General features: G+C 72.7%; 18 protein-coding genes. 12 read left to right on the top strand and 6 right to left on the bottom strand.

Going from position 1 to position 20,997, the window contains the following annotated elements:
* The first annotated feature begins 120 nt into the window (after positions 1 to 120).
* The 7 genes from mce to AAT21_RS09045 all read left to right on the top strand — a co-directional run bounded on the left by mce (position 121) and on the right by AAT21_RS09045 (position 10,431).
* Positions 121 to 549, top strand: a complete 429-nt coding sequence (mce, locus tag AAT21_RS09075) for a methylmalonyl-CoA epimerase (protein ID WP_046776186.1) — start codon at positions 121 to 123, stop codon at positions 547 to 549.
* A 189-nt stretch (positions 550 to 738) separates the two neighbouring features.
* Entirely contained in the window at positions 739 to 5,295 is a 4,557-nt protein-coding gene (gene scy, locus AAT21_RS09070; RefSeq protein WP_046776185.1) for a polarized growth protein Scy, read from the top strand.
* A 196-nt stretch (positions 5,296 to 5,491) separates the two neighbouring features.
* Positions 5,492 to 6,430, top strand: coding sequence for a coiled-coil domain-containing protein (locus AAT21_RS09065; RefSeq protein ID WP_046776184.1), 939 nt, complete (start codon positions 5,492 to 5,494; stop codon positions 6,428 to 6,430).
* Between the two features lie 100 nt (positions 6,431 to 6,530).
* Positions 6,531 to 7,544 carry an ABC transporter ATP-binding protein gene (locus AAT21_RS09060; RefSeq protein ID WP_046776183.1) on the top strand — a complete coding sequence of 338 codons (1,014 nt, stop codon included), beginning with the start codon at positions 6,531 to 6,533 and terminating at the stop codon, positions 7,542 to 7,544.
* 2 nt (positions 7,545 to 7,546) lie between these two features.
* A complete protein-coding gene (locus AAT21_RS09055; RefSeq protein WP_063838078.1) occupies positions 7,547 to 8,323 on the top strand; it encodes an ABC transporter permease in 777 nt (258 codons plus the stop codon).
* Between the two features lie 153 nt (positions 8,324 to 8,476).
* Positions 8,477 to 9,592: an ABC transporter ATP-binding protein gene (locus AAT21_RS09050; RefSeq protein WP_046776181.1), complete on the top strand. Its 1,116-nt coding sequence runs from the start codon at positions 8,477 to 8,479 to the stop codon at positions 9,590 to 9,592.
* Entirely contained in the window at positions 9,589 to 10,431 is an 843-nt protein-coding gene (locus AAT21_RS09045) for an ABC transporter permease (RefSeq protein WP_046776180.1), read from the top strand. Before AAT21_RS09050 ends, AAT21_RS09045 begins: the two co-directional genes overlap by 4 nt.
* Positions 10,432 to 10,458: 27 nt before the next feature.
* On the opposite strand, the gene AAT21_RS09040 is transcribed toward AAT21_RS09045, so the two are convergent.
* Positions 10,459 to 10,785, bottom strand: coding sequence for a hypothetical protein (locus AAT21_RS09040; RefSeq protein WP_031148297.1), 327 nt, complete (start codon positions 10,783 to 10,785; stop codon positions 10,459 to 10,461).
* Positions 10,786 to 11,015: 230 nt separating this feature from the next.
* On the opposite strand from AAT21_RS09040, the gene AAT21_RS09035 reads away from it, so the two are divergent.
* A complete protein-coding gene (locus tag AAT21_RS09035) occupies positions 11,016 to 12,047 on the top strand; it encodes an LLM class flavin-dependent oxidoreductase (RefSeq protein ID WP_046776179.1) in 1,032 nt (343 codons plus the stop codon).
* A 22-nt stretch (positions 12,048 to 12,069) separates the two neighbouring features.
* On the opposite strand, the gene AAT21_RS09030 is transcribed toward AAT21_RS09035, so the two are convergent.
* Entirely contained in the window at positions 12,070 to 12,462 is a 393-nt protein-coding gene (locus AAT21_RS09030; protein ID WP_030660337.1) for an SCO5389 family protein, read from the bottom strand.
* A 219-nt stretch (positions 12,463 to 12,681) separates the two neighbouring features.
* On the opposite strand from AAT21_RS09030, the gene nucS reads away from it, so the two are divergent.
* Positions 12,682 to 13,353, top strand: a complete 672-nt coding sequence (nucS, locus tag AAT21_RS09025) for an endonuclease NucS (RefSeq protein ID WP_046776178.1) — start codon at positions 12,682 to 12,684, stop codon at positions 13,351 to 13,353.
* A gap of 58 nt (positions 13,354 to 13,411) precedes the next feature.
* On the opposite strand, the gene AAT21_RS09020 is transcribed toward nucS, so the two are convergent.
* From AAT21_RS09020 to AAT21_RS09010, 3 genes are all read right to left on the bottom strand, one after another.
* Positions 13,412 to 16,012 carry an ATP-binding protein gene (locus AAT21_RS09020; protein WP_063838077.1) on the bottom strand — a complete coding sequence of 867 codons (2,601 nt, stop codon included), beginning with the start codon at positions 16,010 to 16,012 and terminating at the stop codon, positions 13,412 to 13,414.
* Between the two features lie 203 nt (positions 16,013 to 16,215).
* The gene (locus AAT21_RS09015) at positions 16,216 to 16,539 is read right to left on the bottom strand and encodes an STAS domain-containing protein (RefSeq protein ID WP_030153791.1); all 324 of its coding nucleotides are present in this window, start codon (positions 16,537 to 16,539) and stop codon (positions 16,216 to 16,218) included.
* A 172-nt stretch (positions 16,540 to 16,711) separates the two neighbouring features.
* Entirely contained in the window at positions 16,712 to 17,560 is an 849-nt protein-coding gene (locus AAT21_RS09010) for a 3-hydroxyacyl-CoA dehydrogenase family protein (RefSeq protein ID WP_046776177.1), read from the bottom strand.
* Positions 17,561 to 17,775: 215 nt separating this feature from the next.
* Between AAT21_RS09010 and AAT21_RS09005 the strand changes: the two genes are divergently transcribed.
* On the top strand, positions 17,776 to 18,348 hold the full coding sequence (locus AAT21_RS09005) for a cob(I)yrinic acid a,c-diamide adenosyltransferase (RefSeq protein ID WP_046777184.1): 573 nt from the start codon (positions 17,776 to 17,778) through the stop codon (positions 18,346 to 18,348).
* 22 nt (positions 18,349 to 18,370) lie between these two features.
* Here AAT21_RS09005 and AAT21_RS09000 read toward each other — a convergent pair whose 3' ends face one another.
* On the bottom strand, positions 18,371 to 18,943 hold the full coding sequence (locus tag AAT21_RS09000; protein ID WP_046776176.1) for a hypothetical protein: 573 nt from the start codon (positions 18,941 to 18,943) through the stop codon (positions 18,371 to 18,373).
* Between the two features lie 166 nt (positions 18,944 to 19,109).
* On the opposite strand from AAT21_RS09000, the gene AAT21_RS08995 reads away from it, so the two are divergent.
* Both AAT21_RS08995 and AAT21_RS08990 read left to right on the top strand, forming a co-directional pair.
* The gene (locus AAT21_RS08995; RefSeq protein ID WP_412180315.1) at positions 19,110 to 20,291 is read left to right on the top strand and encodes a sensor histidine kinase; all 1,182 of its coding nucleotides are present in this window, start codon (positions 19,110 to 19,112) and stop codon (positions 20,289 to 20,291) included.
* Positions 20,288 to 20,941, top strand: a complete 654-nt coding sequence (locus tag AAT21_RS08990) for a response regulator (protein ID WP_046776174.1) — start codon at positions 20,288 to 20,290, stop codon at positions 20,939 to 20,941. Before AAT21_RS08995 ends, AAT21_RS08990 begins: the two co-directional genes overlap by 4 nt.
* Positions 20,942 to 20,997: the final 56 nt, after the last annotated feature.

Here is a 20,997-nt window from a genome sequence, read left to right as displayed (position 1 = left end):
GGATGAGGAGTGAACGAGGGTTTACGTGAATGTACTGGGCGGTACCGCAGCGGTCACCGGGCAGCCGGTGTGATCGCGCGCACGTTGCGTGACGACCCCCTTCGGCGGTGCACTGTCCCCATGCTGACAAGAATCGACCACATCGGGATCGCCTGCTTCGACCTGGACAAGACTGTCGAGTTCTACCGTGCCACGTACGGCTTCGAGGTGTTCCACTCCGAGGTCAACGAGGAGCAGGGCGTCCGCGAGGCCATGTTGAAGATCAACGAAACCTCCGACGGCGGCGCCTCCTACATCCAGCTCCTGGAGCCCACCCGCGAGGACTCCGCGGTCGGCAAGTGGCTCGCCAAGAACGGCGAGGGCGTGCACCACATCGCCTTCGGCACCGAGGACGTCCGGGGCGACTCGGAGGCCATCCGCGGCAAGGGCGTCCGCGTGCTCTACGACCAGCCCCGCACCGGTTCGATGGGCTCCTCGATCACCTTCCTGCACCCCAAGGACTGCCACGGAGTCCTGACCGAACTGGTCACCTCGAACCCCGACCATTGATGGACCACTGATGGCCCGATTCCCCGGCCGGTAGAGTGGCCATGGCTCGGCCGGGGTTCGGTGCGGAGAGGGTCGGGGCCTGTGACCCCTGCCCCGGTATCTGACACCATTCCCCCGGGGGCGTCGTTCAGCGGGCGAGCGATGCTCATTGGAGTGAGCTTGCGACCAGGGGACGGATGGGACCGCGCTGTGCGGGGCTACGAAAGCCAGGAGAGCCATCAGGCCGAGGCCGACCATCTCTCGCGCTTCGAGGCCGAGATGGAGCGGCTGAAGAAGGAGCGCGGGAAGGCCGTCCAGCACGCTGAGGACCTGGGTTACCAGGTCGAGGTGCTGCGCGCCAAGCTCCACGAGGTACGCCGGGCCCTCGCGTCCCGTCCTGCCTACGACGGCGCGGACATGGGCTACCAGGCGGAGCAGCTGCTCCGCAACGCCCAGATCCAGGCCGACCAGATGCGCTCCGACGCCGAGCGCGAGCTGCGCGACGCCCGGGCGCAGACCCAGCGCATCCTGCAGGAGCACGCCGAGCACCAGGCGCGCCTGCAGGCCGAGCTGCACACCGAGGCCGTCAACCGGCGCCAGCGGCTGGACCAGGAGCTCAACGAGCGCCGCCAGACCGTCGAGGCGCACGTCAACGAGAACGTGGCCTGGGCCGAGCAGCTGCGCGCCCGTACCGAGGCCCAGGCGCGCCGCCTCATGGAGGAGTCCCGCGCCGAGGCCGAGCAGTCCCTGAACGCGGCCCGTGCCGAGGCCGCCCGGGTCGCCGAGGAAACCCGGCGCCGGATGGCCTCCGACGCCGAGGCCGCCCGCGCGGAGGCCGAGTCCACGCTGCTGCGTGCCCGCAAGGAGGCCGAGCGGCTGCTGACCGCCGCCTCCACGCAGGCCCAGGAGGCCACCCAGCACGCCGAACGGCTGCGTTCCACCACTTCCGCCGAGGCCGAGCAGACCCGGCAGCAGACCCTCGACCTCGGCCGGATCGCCGAATCCCGCGCGCAGGAGGCCGAGTCCGCGCTGCGCGAGGCCCGCGCCGAGGCCGAGAAGATCCTCGCGGAGGCCAAGGAGAGCGCCTCGCGGCAGCTCGCGTCGGCGGAATCCGTCAACGAACAGCGCACCCGCACCGCCAAGGAGCAGGTCGCCCGGCTGGTCGGCGAGGCCACCAAGGAGGCCGAACTCCTCAAGGCCGAGGCCGAGCAGGCCCTGGCCGACGCCCGCGCGGACGCCGAACGGCAGCGCACGGAGGCCGGCCAGCAGGCCCGGACCGCCGCGGCCGAGGACATGGCGGCGCAGCTGGCGAAGGCCGCCCGTACCGCCGAGGACGTACTGAACAAGGCCTCGGAGGACGCCCGGGCCACCACCCGGGCCGCGTCCGAGGAGGCCGAGCGGATCCGCCGCGAGGCCGAGGCCGAGGCCGACCGGCTGCGCCTGCAGGCCGCGGCCACGGCCGACGAGCTCAAGGGCGCCGCGAAGGACGACACCGAGGAGTACCGGGCCCGCACGGTCGAGCTCCAGGAGGAGGCCCGGCGGCTGCGCGGCGAGGCCGAGCAGCTGCGCGCGGAGGCCGTCGCCGAGGGCGAGCGGATCCGCGGCGAGGCCCGCCGCGAGGCGGTCCAGCAGATCGAGGAGGCGGCCAAGACCGCCGAGGAACTGCTCGGCAAGGCCAAGTCGGACGCGGACGAGCTGCGCGCCGGGGCGACCGCCGAGAGCGAGCGGGTCCGCGCCGAGGCCGTCGAGCGGGCCGGCACCCTGCGCAAGCAGGCCGAGGAGACCCTGGAGCGGACCCGCGCCGAGGCCGAACGGCTGCGCGCCGAGGCCGAGGAGCAGGCCGAGGCGGTCCGCGCCGAGGCGGACGCGGCGGCCCTCGCACGGCGCGAGGAGACCGAGCAGGCACTGGCAGCGAAGCGCGCCGAGGCCGACGAAGAGCTCGTACGGCTGCACACGGAGGCCGAGGGCCGGCTGGCCACGGCCGAGCAGACGCTGCGCGACGCCCGCGGCGCGGCGGAGAACATCCGCCGCGAGACGACCGAGGAGAACGACCGGCTGCGCGCCGAGGCGGCGGAACGCATCCGCACGCTCCGGACGCAGTCCGAGGCCGAGGCCGACCAGCTGCGCACCGAGGCGGCGCAGGACGCCGGCCGGGTGCGCGCCGAGGCCGAGCAGGTGGCCGTACGGCTGCGCGGCGAGGCCGAGGCCGAGGCCGAGCGCGTGCGCTCCGAGGCCCAGGAGACCGCGGACCGGCTGCGCGCGGAGGCGAAGGCGGCGGCCGAGCGGGTCGCCGCGGAGGCCGCCGAGGCGCTGGCCGCCGCGCAGGAGGAGGCCGCCCGGCGCCGCCGGGAGGCCGAGGAGACCCTGGCGTCGGCCCGTACCGACGCCGAACAGGAGCGGGCGCAGGCCCGCGAGCAGAGCGAGGAGCTGCTGGCAGCGGCCCGCCGCCGCTCGGAGGAGGCGCAGGCCGAGGCGGCCCGTCTGACCGAGGAGGCCGAGAGCCGCGCCTCGGAGCTGGTGTCGGCGGCCGAGGCCACCGCCCAGCAGGTGCGCGACGCCGTGGCCGGGCTGCACGAGCAGGCCGAGGAGGAGATCTCCGGGCTGCGCAGCGCCGCCGAGCACGTGGCGGAGCGGACGAAGACGGAGGCCGAGGAAGAGGCCGCCCGGGTCCGCGGCGACGCCCACGCGGAGCGGGAGCGGGCCGCCGAGGACGCGGGCCGTATCCGTACCGAGGCGCGCGCCGAGACGGACGCGGCGAAGGCGCTGGCGGAGCGGACCGTCGGCGAGGCGATCGCCGAGGCGGAGCAGCTGCGCGCCGACACCGCCGAGTACGCCCAGCGGCTGCGGACCGAGGCCACGGACGCGCTGGCCGCCGCCGAGCGGGACGCCGCCCGTACCCGGGCCGACGCCCGCAACGACGCCAACCGTATCCGCGGCGAGGCGGCGGAGTCCCTGGAGGCCGCCCGCGCCGAGGGTGCCCGGATCACGGCCGAGGCCTCGGCGGAGGCCGAGCGGCTCACCGAGGAGACCCGCGCGGCGAACGCGGCCACGGTCGCCGACGCCGAGGCTGAGGCGGAGCGGATCACCACGGAGGCGGCGGAGGTCGCCGAGGCCACCCGCACCGCGGCCGCGGCCACGCTGGACGAGGCGCGCGCCGAGGGCAACCGGCTGCGCACCGAGGCCGCGGAGCAGGTCGACCGGCTCATCACCGAGGCCTCGGCGGAGGCGGACCGCCTCATCGAGGAGACCCGCGCGGCGAACGCGGCCACCGTGGGCGAGGCGGCGGCCGAGGCCGAGCGCCTCACCACCCAGGCGGCCCGGCTGAAGTCGCAGGCGGCCGAGACCCTGGCGGGCGCCGAGCGCGACGCCGCGAAGATCATGGTCGACTCGCGTGCCGAGGGCGACCGGCTCATCGACGAGACCCGGGTGGCCAACGAGGCCACGGTCGGCGAGGCCGCGGCGGAGGCCGAGCGGCTGCGCGCGGACGCGAACCGGGTCCTGGAGGACGCCCGCGCGGAGGGCGGCCGGATCATCGGCGAGGCCACCGCGGAGGCGGACCGCGTCACGGCCGCGGCGGGCGAGACCCTGGCCGGCGCCGAGCGCGACGCCGAGCAGACGCTGGACGAGGCGCGCGCAGAGGCGAACCGGCTGCGCGCCGAGGCGGCCGAGCAGGCGGACCGGCTCATCACGGAGGCGGCGTCCGAGGCGGACAAGCTCACCGAGCAGACCCGCAAGGACAACGAGCGGACGGTCGGCGAGGCGGCGTCCGAGGCGGAGCGGCTGCGGGCCGACGCCTCCGAGGCGCTGTCCTCGGCGCAGGAGCACGCGGCCCGGACCCGGTCGGAGGCCGAGCGGGTCAAGGCGGAGGCCGCGGCCGCGGCGGAACGTACCCGCGCGGAGGCCCGCAAGGAGTCCGAGCGGCTGCTGGACGAGGCCCGCGAGGAGGCGAACAAGCGCCGCAGCGAGGCGGCCGAGCAGGTCGACCGGCTCATCACCGAGGCGGCGACGGAGGCCGACAACCTCACCGTCGACGCGCAGAAGCAGGCCCTCGCCGCCACCACGGCGGCCGAGGAGCAGGCCGACGCCATGGTCGACGCGGCCCGCAAGGAGGCGGCACGGATCACCTCGGAGGCCACTGTCGAGGGCAACTCCCTGGTGGAGAAGGCCCGTACGGACGCCAACGAGCTGCTGGTCGGCGCGCGCACGGACGCCGCCGCCATAAGGGAACGGGCGGAGGAGCTGCGCGGCCGCGTCGAGGGCGAGGTCGAGGAGCTGCACGAGCGGGCCCGCCGGGAGTCGGCCGAGCAGATGAAGTCGGCCGGCGAGCGTGTGGACAAGCTGGTGCGCGCGGCGACCGAGCAGAGCGTCGAGGCCGAGGCGAAGGCCAAGACGCTGCTGTCGGACGCGAGCAGCGAGGCGAGCAAGGTCCGCATCGCCGCCGTCCGCAAGGCGGAGGCGCTGCTCAAGGAGGCCGAGCAGAAGAAGGCGGAGCTGGCCCGGGAGGCCGAGAGCGCGCTGGCGGAGGCCAAGGCGGAGGCCGAGCGCCTCGTCGAGGAGGGCCGCCGTGAGCTGGAGGTCCTGGTCCGCAGGCGGCAGGACATTCAGGGGGAGATCTCCCGTGTCCAGGACGTTCTTGAGGCGTTGGAATCATTCGAGGCGCCTTCGGGCGGCGGGAAGCCCACGGTCGGCGGGCAGGGCGCGGGGGGCGCCAAGGCGGGAGTGACAGCGGGATCCACTCGTTCGGGTGGCAAGTCGTCGGAGGGCTAGCCAAGGGGACCCGGATGTGTGCACCTGATGCATGTTCAGGCGAACGGGTGACAAGCATTCCGCCGCCTTGCCACTCAAAAGGGGTGTCATTGTCCAGATCAAACGCGGATTGACTCGATGACACGCCGTCTGGGCGCCTAGGATTCCCCTTAACACCTCACGTAGCACCTCATCGGTCTCATTCGACAGGAACCCCATGAGCGACACTTCCTCCCCCTTCGGCTTCGAGCTCGTGCGGCGTGGTTATGACCGCGGTCAGGTGGACGACCGCATTACCAAGCTGGTCTCCGACCGCGACAGCGCCCTTGGACGTATCAACTCTCTGGAAAAGCGGATCGAGGAGCTGCACCTCGAAACGCAGAACGCCCAGGCCCAGGTGAACGACGCGGAGCCGTCGTACGCGGGTCTCGGCGCCCGGGTCGAGAAGATCCTGCGGCTGGCCGAGGAGGAGGCGAAGGACCTGCGCGAGGAGGCCCGTCGCGCGGCCGAGCAGCACCGTGAGCTCGCCGAGTCGGCCGCCCAGCAGGTGCGCAACGACGCCGAGTCGTTCGCGGCCGACCGGAAGACGAAGGCGGAGGACGAGGGCGTCCGCATCGTCGAGAAGGCCAAGGGCGACGCCGCCACCCTGCGCGCCGAGGCCCAGAAGGACGCGGCCTCCAAGCGCGAGGAGGCCGACGCGCTGTTCGAGGAGACCCGCGCCAAGGCCGCCCAGGCCGCCGCGGACTTCGAGACCAACCTGGCCAAGCGCCGTGAGCAGTCGGAGCGCGACCTGGCCTCCCGCCAGGCCAAGGCCGAGAAGCGCCTCGCGGAGATCGAGCACCGCGCCGAGCAGCTGCGCCTGGAGGCCGAGAAGCTGCGTACGGACGCCGAGCGCCGGGCCCGCCAGACCGTGGAGACCGCGCAGCGCCAGGCCGAGGACATCGTGGCCGACGCCAACGCCAAGGCGGACCGCATCCGCAGCGAGTCCGAGCGCGAGCTGGCGGCGCTCACCAACCGCCGCGACTCGATCAACGCGCAGCTGACCAACGTCCGCGAGATGCTGGCGACGCTCACCGGTGCGGCCGTCGCGGCGGCCAACCCGATCGCGGACGACGAGCCCGTCACCCGCGGCGTGCCGGCGCAGCAGAGCCGCTAGCCGGCAGGCGCTACCTGCCGGTAGCGAAAGAGCCTGATCGAGGGCCCTATGTCACCCGTTCGAGGTGACGTAGGGCCCTCGGGCGTTCTAGCGTGTCGGCATGATCGAGCTCGAGGGACTCACGAAACGATTCGGCACCAAGACCGCCGTCAACAACCTCAGCTTCCAGGTCAGACCGGGGGTGGTGACCGGCTTCCTCGGCCCCAACGGGGCGGGCAAGTCCACGACCATGCGCATGATGCTCGATCTCGACAATCCGACCAGTGGCCGGGTCCGGATCTACGGGAAGCGCTACCGGGAACTCCAGGAACCGCTGAAGCACGTAGGGGCGCTGCTGGACGCGAAGGCGATGCACGGCGGCCGCAGCGCGTACAACAACCTGCTCTGCCTGGCGCAGTCGAACGGCATCCCCGAACGCCGGGTCGGCGAGGTGCTGGACCTGGTCGGGCTGACTCCCGTCGCCAGGAAGAAGTCCAAAGGATTTTCACTGGGCATGGGACAACGGCTGGGAATCGCCTCCGCGTTGCTCGGGGATCCGCAGATCCTCATGTTCGACGAACCCGTCAATGGTCTGGACCCCGAGGGAATTCTCTGGATCCGCAATCTGATGAAGGGCCTGGCGGCGGAGGGCCGCACGATCTTCGTGTCCTCTCACCTGATGAGCGAAATGGCCCTGACCGCGGACCATTTGATCGTGATCGGTCAAGGACGGCTGTTGGCCGATACCTCTATGGCTGATTTCATTCACCAGAACTCCCGCAGTTACGTCCGCGTGCGTTCACCGCAGCAGGAGCGGCTCAAGGACGTCCTGCACGAGGCCGGGATCGACGCCGTCGGCGTCCCCGCCACCGGCACGCTGGAGATCGACGGCGTGGGCGCCGAGCAGGTCGGCGAGCTGGCCGCCCGGCACCGGATCGTGCTGCACGAGCTCAGCCCGCAACGGGCTTCACTGGAGGAAGCGTTCATGCGCATGACGGCGGACTCCGTCGAGTACCACTCCCACGCACCGGGCGCACCCGGTGCGGCCGGCGACAACCCGGCCCGGCCGGCCGACGTCCCCGCCTGGGGCGCCGGCTTCGACTCCGCCGACGCCGCGCGCAAGGGCGGGCGGTGACCATGGCCTTCACCGCCGTCCTCACCTCCGAGTGGACCAAGATCCGCACCGTCGCCTCCACCAGCTGGACGCTCGCCGTGGCCATGATCGTCACCGTCGGCTTCGGCGCCCTGATCTCGACCGCGGCCAAGGCGGGCCTCGACAGGATGAGCGCGCTCGAACGGGCCGCCTTCGATCCCACCGTGGTGAGCTTCACCGGGATGCAGTTCGGCCAGCTGGCGATGATCGTCTTCGGTGTCATGGTGGTCAGCACCGAATACAGCACGGGCATGATCCGTACTTCGCTGGCCGCCGTGCCCGCCCGGGCCCGCTTCCTGTTCGGAAAGCTCACCGTGGCCACGGCGCTGGCCCTGCTGGTCGGACTGCTGACCAGCTTCGTGTCCTTCTTCCTCGGCCAGGCGATCCTGGGCGACCACGGCACCGGCCTCGGCACGGAGAACGTCCTGCGTGCGGTGATCGGCGCCGGCGTGTACATGGCACTGCTGGCGCTGTTCTCCATGGGCGTGGCCGCCATGCTGCGCAGCTCGGTCGCCTCGATCAGCATCCTGATCCCGTTCTTCCTGATCGTCTCGAACGCCCTCAACATCTTCGAGGCGACCCGCACGTACGGCCAGTACCTGCCCGACGCGGCCGGGTCGAAGATCATCGAGGTCGTGCCGGACACCATCGCCGGGACCGGGACTCCCTACGGCCCGTGGGGCGGGCTCGGGATCATGGTCCTGTGGGTGGCCGCCTCGGTACTCGGGGGCTACCTCGTCCTCAGGAAGAGGGACGCCTGACGGCCCGCCCCCTCCGGAAGGACTACGGGTCATGCCAGGGTCGGCCTCGGGGACGGATCAGGGATCCGGCCCGGGACGGAACCGGAGGATCCTCGTTATCCTCTTAACCCTTACGCGGGCGAGAGTCGTCCCGGCCTGGTAAGGGGCAGCAAGATGATCGAGGCAGTCGGCCTGACCAAGCGCTACGGCGCCAAGACCGCCGTCGACCAGTTGTCCTTCCAGGTCAAGCCGGGTCACGTGACGGGCTTCCTGGGGCCCAACGGCTCCGGGAAGTCCACGACCATGCGCATGATCCTCGGGCTCGACCGGCCCACTTCCGGTCAGGTCACGATCAACGGCCTGCCCTTCCGGGAGCTGCCGAACGCCCAGCGGCACGTCGGGGCCCTGCTCGACGCCAAGGCCGTGCACGGCGGCCGCCGGGCCCGTACCCACCTGCTGTCCATCGCCCAGCTCTCCGGGATCCCGGAGAAGCGGGTGGACGAGGTGCTGGCCGTGGTCGGCCTCCAGGACGCCGCCCGGCAGCGCACGAAGGGCTTCTCGCTCGGCATGGGCCAGCGCCTCGGCATCGCCACGGCGCTGCTCGGCGACCCCCAGGTGCTGCTGTTCGACGAGCCGGTCAACGGGCTCGACCCGGAGGGCATCCTCTGGGTCCGCAACCTGATGCGCCGACTGGCCGCCGAGGGCCGCACCGTCTTCGTCTCCTCCCACCTGATGAGCGAGATGGCACTGACCGCCGACCACCTGATCGTCATCGGCCGCGGACGGCTGCTGGCCGACATGGGGACGCAGGAGTTCATCGCGCACAATTCGGCCGGATTCGCTCGGGTGCGTGCGGCCGACACCGATCCCGATGGCCGGGACACGTTGGGCAGGGCCCTCGCCGGGGCGGGCGGCCGGGTCCTCCAGGAGCCCGACGGAGCACTGCGCGTGACCGGCCTGGAGCTCCCCCGTATCTCGGACCTCGCGCACGGGGCCGGCGTACGGCTGTGGGAGCTGTCCCCGCACCGGGCCTCGCTGGAGGAGGCGTACATGCGGATGACCCAGTCCGCCGTCGAGTACACCTCCACCGAGGACCCGCGGGCCGAGCTGTGGGAGCAGGACCCGCTGGCCCTCCCGGCCTGGGAGGACGAGCCGACGGCCCCCGAGGTCCCACAGGCGGGCTTCTTCGCCCCGCCGCCGCCCGGAGCGGGCGGGAAACCCTTCCTGATGCCCAGCAATCCCGGCGAGCTCGCGAGCACCGCCAAGGACTCCACCGAGGACCCCCGATGACCGTGACCCCGACGACCACGACGCCGGACCGGCCGCGGAGCTACACCTCTGCGCTGCCCTCGCCGCGGCCGCACCTGGGCCACGCTCTCGCCTCGGAGTGGACCAAGCTGATCTCGATCCGCTCCACCCTGTGGACGCTGGGCTCGCTCGTGGTGACCGTCGTCGGTGTCGGGATGCTCTTCGTCTCGCAGACCACCGACCGGGACTACGAGTCCATCTCCTTCACCACGCCCGCGCTCTTCGGCCTGATGGTGGGCCAGGTCGCGGTGATGGTCCTCGGTGTGCTCACGATCGCCTCGGAGCACGCCACCGGCCTGGTGCGGACCACGTTCACCGCCGCCCCGGACCGCTTCCGCGTGCTCACCGCGAAGTACCTGGTCTTCAGCATCACGGCCTTCGTCGCCACCGCGCTGTCCGTCTTCGTGGTCGGGATCGCCGCCTCCCTCGCCCACGGCGGGGCGGCCTCCGGTGCGCACACGGCCGACGAGTGGCTGGGCGCCGTGGCCGGCTGCCTCTACGTCACCCTGCTCGGCGTGCTCGCGCTCGCGATCGGCGCACTGGTGCGGCACTCCGCGGGGGCGATCGCCGTCATGCTCGGCGTGGTCACGCTGCCGCCGGTGCTGGGGGCCATGCTCATCGTCTGGGAGGCCGTCGCCCCCATCGGGCGGGAGATCCTCCAGCGCAACGTGCCCGTCGCGCTGAGCCAGCTGTTCGGCATGCAGGAGGGCGGCGACCTGGGCGCGGCGCCCAGCAACTTCTCCAACGTGCTGATCATCCTGCTGATCACGGGAGCGACCGTGGCCGCCTCGTACGTCGTCGTCGGCCGCCGCGACGTCTGAGGGGCCCGGCGGATCCGTCGCCGGGGGTCAGTACTTCGGCGCGTTGCGGGACCGCTGCACCTTCGTGGTGCGGCGGTCCTTCGCGTTCCAGCAGGCCTTGTGCCAGTGCCGCCGGTCGTCCACGCCGCCGTACTCCGGCCACGCCACCAGGTGCGGGGTGCCGGAGGGGATCTCCTGGTCGCAGCCGGGGCAGCGGTAGCGCTTGCCGGCCGCGCTCGCGCCGGCGACGTGTCTGACCTTCCAGTCCTCGCCCTGGTACTCCTCGGTGCGCTCCAGCCCGAAGCGGTCCAGACCGATGCCGGGGCGGTCGTCCGGGTTCTCGCCGCCCCTGGGGCGGTTGTTGCGCGGTGACACGTATACCTCACGGATGGGCCGACGGCAGTGACTTTCTTCCAGACTACGCGCAGCGAGGCCGGGTACCCGCAGGGTGTCTACGGGTGGACGGGCCGATGGCCGGGACTGGCCCGACAATCCCAATAACTTTCCTGTCAGCCCGTGCCTTTGGCACGTGTCAGACGTTGTTGCCATAGGAAGAACCGGCTCACCTGGGGGAGGCCGCGTCAGCCGCGAGGAGGCAGAAGGCGATGCGCGTAGGAGCGTTTGTACTGGCGGCCCAGTTCCCGGGCCAGGGACAGGGCGAGGCACTGCACCGGGCGGTGCGTACCGCGGAGGTGGCCGAGGAGGCCGGGCTCGACTCGGTCTGGCTGGCCGAGCACCACTTCGTCCCGTACGGGGTCTGCCCGTCGGCGGTGACCCTGGCGGGCCTGATGCTGGGCCGGACCCGCCGGCTGCGGGTGGGCACGGCGGTGAGCGTGCTGCCGAGCACGCACCCGGTGGCCCTCGGGGAGCAGGCGGCCCTGCTGCACATGGCCTCGGGCGGCCGTTTCACCCTCGGGGTGGGGCGCGGCGGGCCGTGGGTCGACCTGGAGGTGTTCGGGGGCGGCCTGGACGCCTATGAGAACGGCTTCCCCGAGTCCCTGGACCTGCTGCGGCGATGGCTCACCGAGGCACGGGTGGGCGCCGCCGGCGAGCGGTACTCCTTCCGCGAGGTGGCCGTCGTGCCGCAGCCGTCGGAAGCCCTGGACGGGGACGGATCGGCCCCGGAGGTCATCGTGGCCTGCACCTCGCCGTCGTCGGTGCGGATGGCCGCGCGGCGGGGGCTGCCGATGCTGCTGGGCATGCACTGCGGCGACGAGAACAAGGCCGAGATGGTCGCGCTGTGGCGCAGCACGGCGCTCGCGGCGGGTCACTCCCCCGAGCACGTGGCCGCGGCCGGGCACGTCTCCGCGGGCGTGTGCCAGATCGCGGACAGCGCCGCGGACGCGCGCGAGACCCTGCTGAAGTCCATGCCGGGCTGGCTCCGGCTGGGCCTGGACGCGCACGTGACCGTGGACGGCCGCGTGCGCTCGATGCGGGATCCGGTCGCGTACACCGAACTGCTCTGCGACCTGCACCCGGTGGGCACCCCGGAGCTTGCGGCGGACCGTCTGGAGGCGACCTCCGCACGCACCGGGATCACTCGCTTCGCCCTCCTGACGGAGGGCTCCGGAGACCTCGCCGCGACGGAGGAGAACGTACGACGACTGGGCGTCGAGGTCCTGCCCCGTCTCGGCTGAGATCTACCGGCTGCGGCCCTGCTCAGCAGTCGCGCAGTTCCGGCGACTGGTTGAGCAGCTGGCCGCGGATCGAAGTGAACTTGGCCAGCCTGTCGTCCACCGAGGGATCCAGCGGGAAGACCGCCACCCGGTGACAGTTCTGGAACGCCAGGCGCACTCCGAAGTGCCGCTGCAGCGCACCGCGTATCGCGTCACTCGCGAGTGCGCGCAACAGCTGCCCGCGCGCCTGCTCGTCCGGCGGCGGCGTCTGGTTGTCGGCGAACTGTCCGCCGTCCACCTTCAGCTGGGCCACCAGCGAGCTGATCATCTCCCATGCATAGGGCAGGGAGGTCCGGACGCAGTCGACGAAAGCGGCTTCGTCGACCTCGCCTCGCTCGGCCTGTTCGAGTAGGGCCGGTGAGACGTCGAGCGACATGGGTTCTCCTCTCGCGACCCCGGCTGACTGGTTGCCGGAGTCTTACGGGCAGGGAAGGAGATCGCGACGCAGAGTGCACGCTCGACGACCTCCCGCTCACCACGGTAGGCGCCCCATGGGTGACGCACCAGGAGAATGCGCATACAACGCGCCATCGGCGAACGGGGCTTTCAGGGGCGAATCGCGTGGAGGGCCGTAGGTCGAGTAGCGTTGCCGACCATGCGTCTCGTGATTGCCCGCTGCTCCGTCGACTATGCGGGCCGGCTCACCGCCCATCTGCCCTCGGCACCCCGTCTGATCCTCGTGAAGGCCGACGGCAGTGTCTCGATCCACGCGGACGACCGGGCGTACAAACCGCTCAACTGGATGTCGCCGCCGTGCACCCTCAAAGAGGGGAGCGGTGACGACGCCGCCGTGTGGACGGTCGTCAACAAGGCGGGCGAGAAGCTCATCATCACCATGGAAGAAGTGCTCCACGACTCCTCCCACGAGCTCGGCACCGACCCGGGGCTCATCAAGGACGGCGTCGAGGCACACCTCCAGGAGCTGCTCGCCGACCGCATCGAAACGCTGGGCGAGGGCTACACCCTGATCCGGCGCGAGTACATGACGGCGATCGGTCCGGTCGACATCCTGTGCCGGGACGCCTCGGGCGCCACGGTGGCCGTGGAGATCAAGCGCCGCGGCGAGATCGACGGCGTGGAGCAGCTGACCCGCTACCTGGAGCTGCTCAACCGCGACCCGCACCTGGCCCCGGTCCGGGGCGTCTTCGCCGCGCAGGAGATCAAGCCGCAGGCGAAGGTGCTGGCGACGGACCGCGGGATGGACTGCGTGGTCCTGGACTACGACGCGCTGCGCGGCATCGAGGACGACAAGCTTCGCCTGTTCTGACCGGTACCGGCCCACACGACGCAACGGCTCCGTCCGCGAGGACGGAGCCGTTGCGCGTTCAGGGGTTGGTGACCGGCGAGGTGGCGGTGGCCGTGCCCGTCCCCGTCCCGGTCCCGGTACCGGTTTCCGTGGGCGACGGCGCGACGGTCTCCGTGGGCTGCTGGGTCGGCGCCTGGGAGGTCGCCGAGGGCGAAGAGGACGTCGGCGCCTGGGAGTTCGGGGCCGTCGTGGACGGGCGCTTGGACGGGGTCCGGCCGGGCATGCGGCCGGGGGCCGGGGAGGCGCTCACGCCCGCGGCCGGGACCGTGGCGTCCTGCGAGGGCGCCGTCGCGGGCGGCTCCGGGGCAGGATCCGTCCCTCCGGTCTGCCGGGCCGTGGTGGGCGTCCCCGGGGTGTCCGGCGTCGAGGACACGGCCGGCCCCTGCGCGGGCGGCTCGGCGTCCGAGGAACTCATCGCGAGGCTCACGACGGTGCCCAGCGCCATCACCGTCAGCGCTCCCGCCGCGACCAGCAGGACGCGCTTGCGGCGGCCGGCGTCCCGGCCGGGCGGCGCGGCCGGGGCGGGCAGCGGGGCGGCCGCGGCGGGCCCGTCCTGCTTCGGCGACAACGGGAAGGCGTCCTCGAACACCGCCGCGAGCGTCGTGGGCGGCTCCGTGCCCCGGGTCACCGGCACCACCGGGGTCATCCGCGTGACCGCCTCGGCGGAGACGGGCACCGCCGGGCCGGCGGGCGCCGCCGAGGCCGGCGCCGAGGGCGCGACGGCCGGGGCCGGCCGGGCGGCGGGCATCTTGCGGGTGGCGGGGAGGGCCGGGGCCGGCCGGGCGGCGGAGGTCTTACGGGCGCCCTCGGTCGCCACGGTCGCCGCCTCGGTCGCCGGCGTCGCCGCCTCGGTCGCCGACTCGGCGGCCGGGGTCGCCACGGTCACGGCCTCCGAGGCCGCCGAGGGCGTTCCGGGCGCCTCCAGCCGCAGCGGCGGCGACGCGGCCCCCGCCGCCTCGCGGTCCACGACCAGTGCCAGTGCCCGTCGGCCCGCCACGGTGCCCCGCTTGTCGGCGAGCGCACCCCGCAGCCCGATCGAGGTCTCCAGTTCGGCGCGGGCGCGGTCCAGGCGCCCCTCGCACAGGGCGAGCACCCCGAGTTCGTGGTGGAAGTACGCCTGCTCGGCGACCTCCCCCGCCTTGCGCGCGGCCTCGGCTCCCGAGCGCAGCACCCGCTCCCAGGCCTCCCAGTGGAGCGAGGCCGCGAAAGCGGGAGCGGCCGTACGCGCCAGCACGGCCGCGGCCACCACGTCCGCGCCGGCCAGCGCCGCGAGCACGGCGTCCGCCTCCGCCGCCACCCGCTCCGGGACCACCGAGGCGTGCCCGGTCCACCAGGCGTAGTGCCGGGCGGCCGTACGGGCCTCCTCCGACACGGTCTCCCCGTAGCCGACGTCCTCCAGCTGGCGTGCGACGCCGGCGGCGAGCCGGTAGCGGGTCCCGACGGGCGTCAGCAGCCCGCAGGCCAGCAGTTCCGCCACCGCCGTGTCGGCGTGGGTGTCGCCCACGAGCGCCGGCAGGTGGGTGTGGTGCGGCAGCTCGCCGCCCAGCGCGCACGCGATCCGCAGGGCCGCGCGCGCCGACTCGCTGACCCGCGAGGCCAGCAGCTCCGCCGGGGCCGCGCCCTCGGCGAGCGTCGGCAGCGGCACCACTGCGGTCTCGCGCGGGCGCTCCTCGAAGACGCCGGGCTCCTCCTCGTCGTCGTCCTCGTCGCCGTGGTTGAGCTCGTCCCGCTGCCGCAGCATCGCGGCGGCCTGTACGAAGCGCAGTGCCAGCCCCTCGGAGGCGAACCGCAGGTCTTCCGCCCAGGCGGTCTCCTCGTCCGTCAGGGGGCGTCCCACGCCCGCCTCCAGCAGGGCCACGCAGTCGGCCCGGTCGAGGCCGGTGAGGAAGACCTCCTCGATGTGGGAGTCGTCGGAGGGGGCCTTGGTGTCCGGGGTGGCCGCCAGCAGGTAGGCGCATTCGGGGGTCGCGCGCAGCAGCTCGTCGAGGGCGCTCCCGCCCATCTCCAGGTCGTCGAGGAGGACGACGGCCCCGATGTCGCGCACGCGGGCGAGCAGCACGTCCTGTTCGGGACGTTGCCGCGGGGCCTCGTACACGGCCGCGTAGAGCGCGTGGAGCAGTTCCCCGGGCTGCTGGTGTCCGTAGCCGCTGAGGCGGACGATGCCGTCGGGCGCGAAGCCCGTGCAGCGGGTGGCGACCGCGTCGAGCAGTGCGGTGCGTCCGGACCCGGAGGGCCCGGTCAGGCGTACGGAGCGGCCGCGGCCGAGGAGCCGGACGAGCCGCTCCAGCTCCTCGTCCCGTGCGAGCAGGGGCCGGGCGGATATCGCGGAGCCCGGCAGTACGGGCGGGCGGGCGGCCGTGTCCCGGGCCGCGCGGGCGGCGGCGTCGCGCTTGGCGGGGCGCCCGCGTTCGGTGCCGGGCCGCAGCGGTTCGATCTCGCTGCCATCGACGGGGTTGACGGTGAGGGTGAAGTCTCCGGCGGTCAGCGTGACCACCCGCGCGGGACCGGCGGGGGCGGGCGACGCCGGCCGGGGGGACCCGGCCACGGAGGCCGGAGCCGGCGACGCGGGGCCGCCCGTGGCCTGCTCGCCCTGCCCGTTCTGCCCCTGTGTACGGTCCATGACCCACTCCCCCGATCGCGGGCCGCGCGCCTCGCCGTCGTGCCTCCCGGCCGTCGCGCTCCCGCTGTCGCCACTGGTCCGGTTTCCGCCCGAACCCTAGACCGTGGTCGGTCGTGCGGGAAACCGCAGGGGCACGATCACCACCGGACCGTTACTTTCTGCAGGAAATGCAAAGGTCAGCGGCTTGCGGATCGGACCTTGGGTCAGACGCGGGGCAGGGACTCGGCCTCCAGGCCGCCCTCGATCGCGAGGATCCGGTGCAGCCGGGTCGCCACGAGCAGCCGCTGCATCTGCGGCGGCACCCCGCGCAGGACGAGCCGGCGTCCGGTCCGGCCGGCCCTCCGGTGCGCGCCCATGATCACGCCGAGGCCGGTCGCGTCCCAGGAGTCGAGCCCGGTGAGGTCGAGCACGAGGTCGCCGTGGCCGTCGTCGAGGGCGGTGTGGAGGGCCGTACGGGCGTCCGCCGCGCTGCGCACGTCGAGGCGGCCCCCGACAGCGAGTTCGGCGTGGTCGCCCCTGATGTGCATGTGTACTCCCGGCAGTACTGCGTACGTATGGCAACTGGTCCGTGGTCGGCAACTCTCACTGCAACTGACTGCCGCGCGGGCAGGGAAGTTGCCGACCGTGAGCGAACCGATACCTAATTCACCCTGACGGGTGAAGGCGTTCGAACGATGGCGCTCAGTGGCTGAACCGTTCTCAGTGCTTGTAGAAGCCCTGGCCGCTCTTGCGGCCGATGTCCCCGGCGTCGACCATGCGGCGCATGAGCTCCGGCGGCGCGAACTTCTCGTCCTGGGACTCGGTGTAGATGTTGCTGGTGGCGTGCAGCAGGATGTCGACGCCCGTGAGGTCGGCGGTGGCCAGCGGCCCCATGGCGTGCCCGAAGCCGAGCTTGCAGGCGATGTCGATGTCCTCGGCGGAGGCCACGCCCGATTCGTACAGCTTGGCGGCCTCGACGACCAGCGCGGAGATCAGACGGGTCGTCACGAAGCCCGCGACGTCGCGGTTGACGACGATGCAGGTCTTGCCGACGGACTCGGCGAACGCGCGGGTGGCGGCGAGGGTCTCGTCGCTCGTCTTGTAGCCGCGGACGAGCTCGCACAGCTGCATCATCGGGACGGGCGAGAAGAAGTGCGCGCCGACGACCCGCTCCGGACGCTCCGTCACGGCCGCGATCTTGGTGATCGGGATGGCGGAGGTGTTGGAGGCCAGGATGGTGTCCTCGCGCACGATCTTGTCGAGGGCGCGGAAGATCTCGTGCTTGATCTCGATCTTCTCGAAGGCCGCTTCCACCACGATGTCGACGTCGGCGGCCGCGTCCAGGTCCGTGGTGGTCGTGATGCGCGCGAGCGCCGCCTCGGCGTCCTCGGCCGTCAGCCTGCCCTTGGAGACGAACTTGTCGTACGAGGCCTTGATCCCGTCCGTGCCCCGGGTCAGCGCGGCGTCGGTGACATCGCGCAGCACGACGTCCCATCCCGCCTGAGCGGAGACCTGAGCGATCCCGGAACCCATGAGTCCCGCACCGATGACGGCGAGCTTCCCAGCCACTGCACACCCCTCGTTGTTCTCAAATACGGCACGGCTTCGTAGCCACTCCGGCGGAGACTAGCGCCCGGGGGGTGCGGTGTGACCGCGAAGTAACACGCGTCACGTCTCAGATGACGGACATCACACCGGTACGGCCCATGACCGGTGCGCTGCCTCACAGTTCGCCCGCCACCGGTATCGCCGCCCGCCACGGCGGGCCCGTCTACCCTGGCCGCATGGTGAACCTCACGCGCATCTACACCCGTACCGGCGACAAGGGCACGACCGCCCTGGGCGACATGAGCCGCACGGCCAAGACCGATCTGCGGATCTCCGCGTACGCCGACGCCAACGAGGCCAACGCGGCCATCGGGACGGCCATCGCCCTCGGCGCCCTGCCCGCGGAGGTCGTGAAGGTCCTGGTGCGGGTGCAGAACGACCTCTTCGACGTCGGTGCGGACCTGTGCACCCCGGTGGTCGAGAACCCGGAGTACCCGCCGCTGCGCGTGGAGCAGTTCTACGTCGACAAGCTGGAGGCCGACTGCGACACCTTCCTGGAGCAGGTGGAGAAGCTGCGCAGCTTCATCCTGCCCGGCGGCGCCCCCGGCGCGGCCCTGCTGCACCAGGCCTGCACGGTGGTCCGGCGTGCCGAGCGGTCGACGTGGGCGGCGCTGGAGGTGCACGGCGAGACGATGAACCCGCTCACCGCCACGTACCTCAACCGCCTCTCCGACCTCCTGTTCATCCTGGCCCGGGTGGCCAACAAGGAGGTCGGGGACGTGCTGTGGGTGCCGGGCGGCGAGCGGTAGCCCGCGCGGGGCGCAGCCACCGTCAGCGGGACCTCACCGGCGAGCGCCGGTCCTCCTCCGCGCCGGCCGGGGCCTTGCTCGGCCACACCGTGTAGGCGACGGCGACGAGGGCGTGGATGCCGGCCACACGCAGGGCGCCGGCCTGCCAGGCCCGGAGCGAGCTGATGTCGCCCGCGTCGCCGACGTACCAGATCGCCGCCTGGAGCAGGACGAGGGCGACGGCGGCGCCGAGGACGGTGCGGGCCCACAGCTTCCACTCGTGGACGGCCCGCGCCTTGCCGTATCCGGCGCCAGCCGGCTTGGGCCCGCCGGCCAGGCGGTGGGCGGCGTGCCCGTCGAGCCACTTGACGGTGTAGTGCCCGAAGGCGACGGTGTAGCCGATGTAGAGCGCGGCGAGACCGTGCTTCCAGTCCGGTTCGGCGCCGTTCTTGAGGTCGATCGTGGTGACGACCAGCAGGATCAGCTCCATCAGCGGCTCGCACAGCAGGACCGCGGCCCCCAGCCGGGGCATCTTCGCGAGGTAGCGAAGGCCCAGCCCGGCCGCCAGCAGGACCCAGAAGCCGACCTCGCAGGCGATGATCAGAGCGACGATCACGGGATTCTCCGTCCGCTCGGGTGCGTCGTTCCCCCTCAGCCTCCCGTCCGCCGGCGGCCGATACGTCGTCGCCGTTGACCATGTGTGCCTGCATCCTTCGATGTAGCCGCGGCTCGGCCGCTCCACCGACGTGCGGGGGCCGTGCACCCTGTTGGATGGGACCGTGATCGAGAAGAGCCTGCGCCCCCACCGTGACGACGCCCTCCTCGCGGTGGTCAGCGTGGCCGCGGGCCTGGCGTTCTGGTCGCTCGGGGTCTACAGCAGCCCCGGCCGCGGTTCCCTGCCGGCCTGGGCCGCTCTGGTGCCCCTGGTGGCGCTCGGCGCGATGGAGCTGCTGCGGCGCACCGCCCCGCAGGTGACCCTGATCGTCGGCACCGCAGGGGTGATCGCCGACCAGTTCACCGTCGGCAGCCTCGCCACCGTCGTGATCTTCACCGACCTGATGTACGCCGCCGTCGTGTACGGAAAACCGGCCATGGCCCGGCGGCTCCCGGTCAGCACCGGGCTGATCACCGTCGTCATCACCATCGCCTCGCTGGCCTGGCTGCGCACCCCGCAGGCCCTGCTGATCGGCGCGGTCACCGGCATCGTGAGCTTCGCCCCGGCCCTGACGGGGGCCACTTTGCGTAACCATCGCGAGGCCGCCGAGGCCGCCCGGCTGCGCGCCGAGCAGACGGCGCTGCTGGCCGAGATGGACCGCAGCCAGGCCGTGGCCGCCGAGCGCGCCCGGATGGCCCGCGAGCTGCACGACATGGTGGCCAACCACCTCTCCGCCATCGCCATCCACTCCACCGCCGCGCTCTCCATCGACACGGCCGAGACCAGCCGGGACGCGCTCGGGGTGATCCGCGAGAACAGCGTGCAGGGGCTGGCCGAGATGCGCCGCCTGATCGGGCTGCTGCGCGATGCCGGGGGCGGCCAGGAGCCGGTGGCGGTGCCGTCGCTGGACGGTCTCGACGCCCTGATCGGGCAGGCCGGGACCAACGGCTCGGCGAGCGGGCTGACCTTCGTCCTGCACGACGACCGGCGGACCGGGGAGCCGGCGGCGGCCCCGGTGGAGCTGGCGGCGTACCGGATCGTCCAGGAGTCCCTGACCAACGCCCTCAAGCACGCCGCCCCCGGCACGGTCACGGTCCGCGTGGCGCACGAGGACGGGCTGCTGAGCGTGGTGGTGGACTCGCCCTACGGGGACCGCCCCGGCCCCCGCGCGCCCGGTTCGGGCGCCGGCCTGATCGGCATGCGTGAGCGGACGGAACTGCTGGGCGGGAAGTTCACGGCGGGCCGGGCCGGCACCGTCTGGCATGTGCGGGCGATCCTGCCCGCCGAGGAGAAAGCGGTGGAGATGTGACCATCCGGGTGGTGGTGGCCGAGGACCAGGCCGCGGTGCGGGCCGGGCTGGTGCTCATCCTGCGCAGCGCGGGTGACATCGAGGTGGCGGGCGAGGCGGGCGACGGTGAGGAGGCGGTGCGCCTGGCCCGCGAGCTGCGGCCGGATCTCGTCCTCATGGACGTGCAGATGCCCCGGCTCGACGGGGTGTCCGCGACCCGCCAGGTCGTCGAGGAGGGCCTGGCGGACGTGCTGGTGCTGACCACCTTCGATCTCGACGAGTACGTCTTCGGGGCGCTGCGGGCGGGTGCCGCGGGCTTCCTGCTGAAGAACGCGGACGCGGCCGAGCTGATCGAGGCGGTACGTACCGTCGCGCGCGGGGAGGGGCTGATCGCCCCGGCGGTGACCAGGCGGCTGATCGCCGAGTTCGCCGCGCCGCGCCCGGCGCGGACCGCCCCGGCACCCGAGCGGGCGGCGGCGGTCGCCTCCCTCACGCGGCGCGAGCGGGAGGTGCTGGGCGCACTGGGCGAGGGCCTGTCGAACGCCGAGATCGCCGAACGCCTGGGCATGGCGGAGGCGACGGCGAAGACGCACGTCAGCCGCCTGCTGGGCAAGCTGGAACTGCGCAGCAGGCTCCAAGCAGCGGTGCTGGCACAGGAGTTGGGGATCTGATGGACGACGGGCGACACCGGTCTGGACCTCTTGACGGTTGGTCCAGACCTTTCTAC

The sequence above is a fragment of the Streptomyces yangpuensis genome, assembly GCF_001005295.1.
Classification (GTDB): Bacteria; Actinomycetota; Actinomycetes; order Streptomycetales; family Streptomycetaceae; genus Streptomyces; species Streptomyces yangpuensis.
Note: the sequence above shows the minus strand (reverse complement) of the source record. Positions and strands in the feature narration are given on the sequence as shown.

Excerpts from the sequence above, each read along its gene's own strand:
- mce (WP_046776186.1), top strand. The coding sequence starts at position 121 with ATGCTGACAAGAATCGACCACATCGGGATCGCCTGCTTCGACCTGGAC.
- AAT21_RS09065 (WP_046776184.1), top strand. The coding sequence starts at position 5,492 with ATGAGCGACACTTCCTCCCCCTTCGGCTTCGAGCTCGTGCGGCGTGGT.
- AAT21_RS09060 (WP_046776183.1), top strand. The coding sequence starts at position 6,531 with ATGATCGAGCTCGAGGGACTCACGAAACGATTCGGCACCAAGACCGCC.
- AAT21_RS09055 (WP_063838078.1), top strand. The coding sequence starts at position 7,547 with ATGGCCTTCACCGCCGTCCTCACCTCCGAGTGGACCAAGATCCGCACC.
- AAT21_RS09050 (WP_046776181.1), top strand. The coding sequence starts at position 8,477 with ATGATCGAGGCAGTCGGCCTGACCAAGCGCTACGGCGCCAAGACCGCC.
- AAT21_RS09045 (WP_046776180.1), top strand. The coding sequence starts at position 9,589 with ATGACCGTGACCCCGACGACCACGACGCCGGACCGGCCGCGGAGCTAC.
- AAT21_RS09035 (WP_046776179.1), top strand. The coding sequence starts at position 11,016 with ATGCGCGTAGGAGCGTTTGTACTGGCGGCCCAGTTCCCGGGCCAGGGA.
- AAT21_RS09030 (WP_030660337.1), bottom strand. The coding sequence starts at position 12,462 with ATGTCGCTCGACGTCTCACCGGCCCTACTCGAACAGGCCGAGCGAGGC.
- nucS (WP_046776178.1), top strand. The coding sequence starts at position 12,682 with ATGCGTCTCGTGATTGCCCGCTGCTCCGTCGACTATGCGGGCCGGCTC.
- AAT21_RS09020 (WP_063838077.1), bottom strand. The coding sequence starts at position 16,012 with ATGGACCGTACACAGGGGCAGAACGGGCAGGGCGAGCAGGCCACGGGC.
- AAT21_RS09015 (WP_030153791.1), bottom strand. The coding sequence starts at position 16,539 with ATGCACATCAGGGGCGACCACGCCGAACTCGCTGTCGGGGGCCGCCTC.
- AAT21_RS09005 (WP_046777184.1), top strand. The coding sequence starts at position 17,776 with ATGGTGAACCTCACGCGCATCTACACCCGTACCGGCGACAAGGGCACG.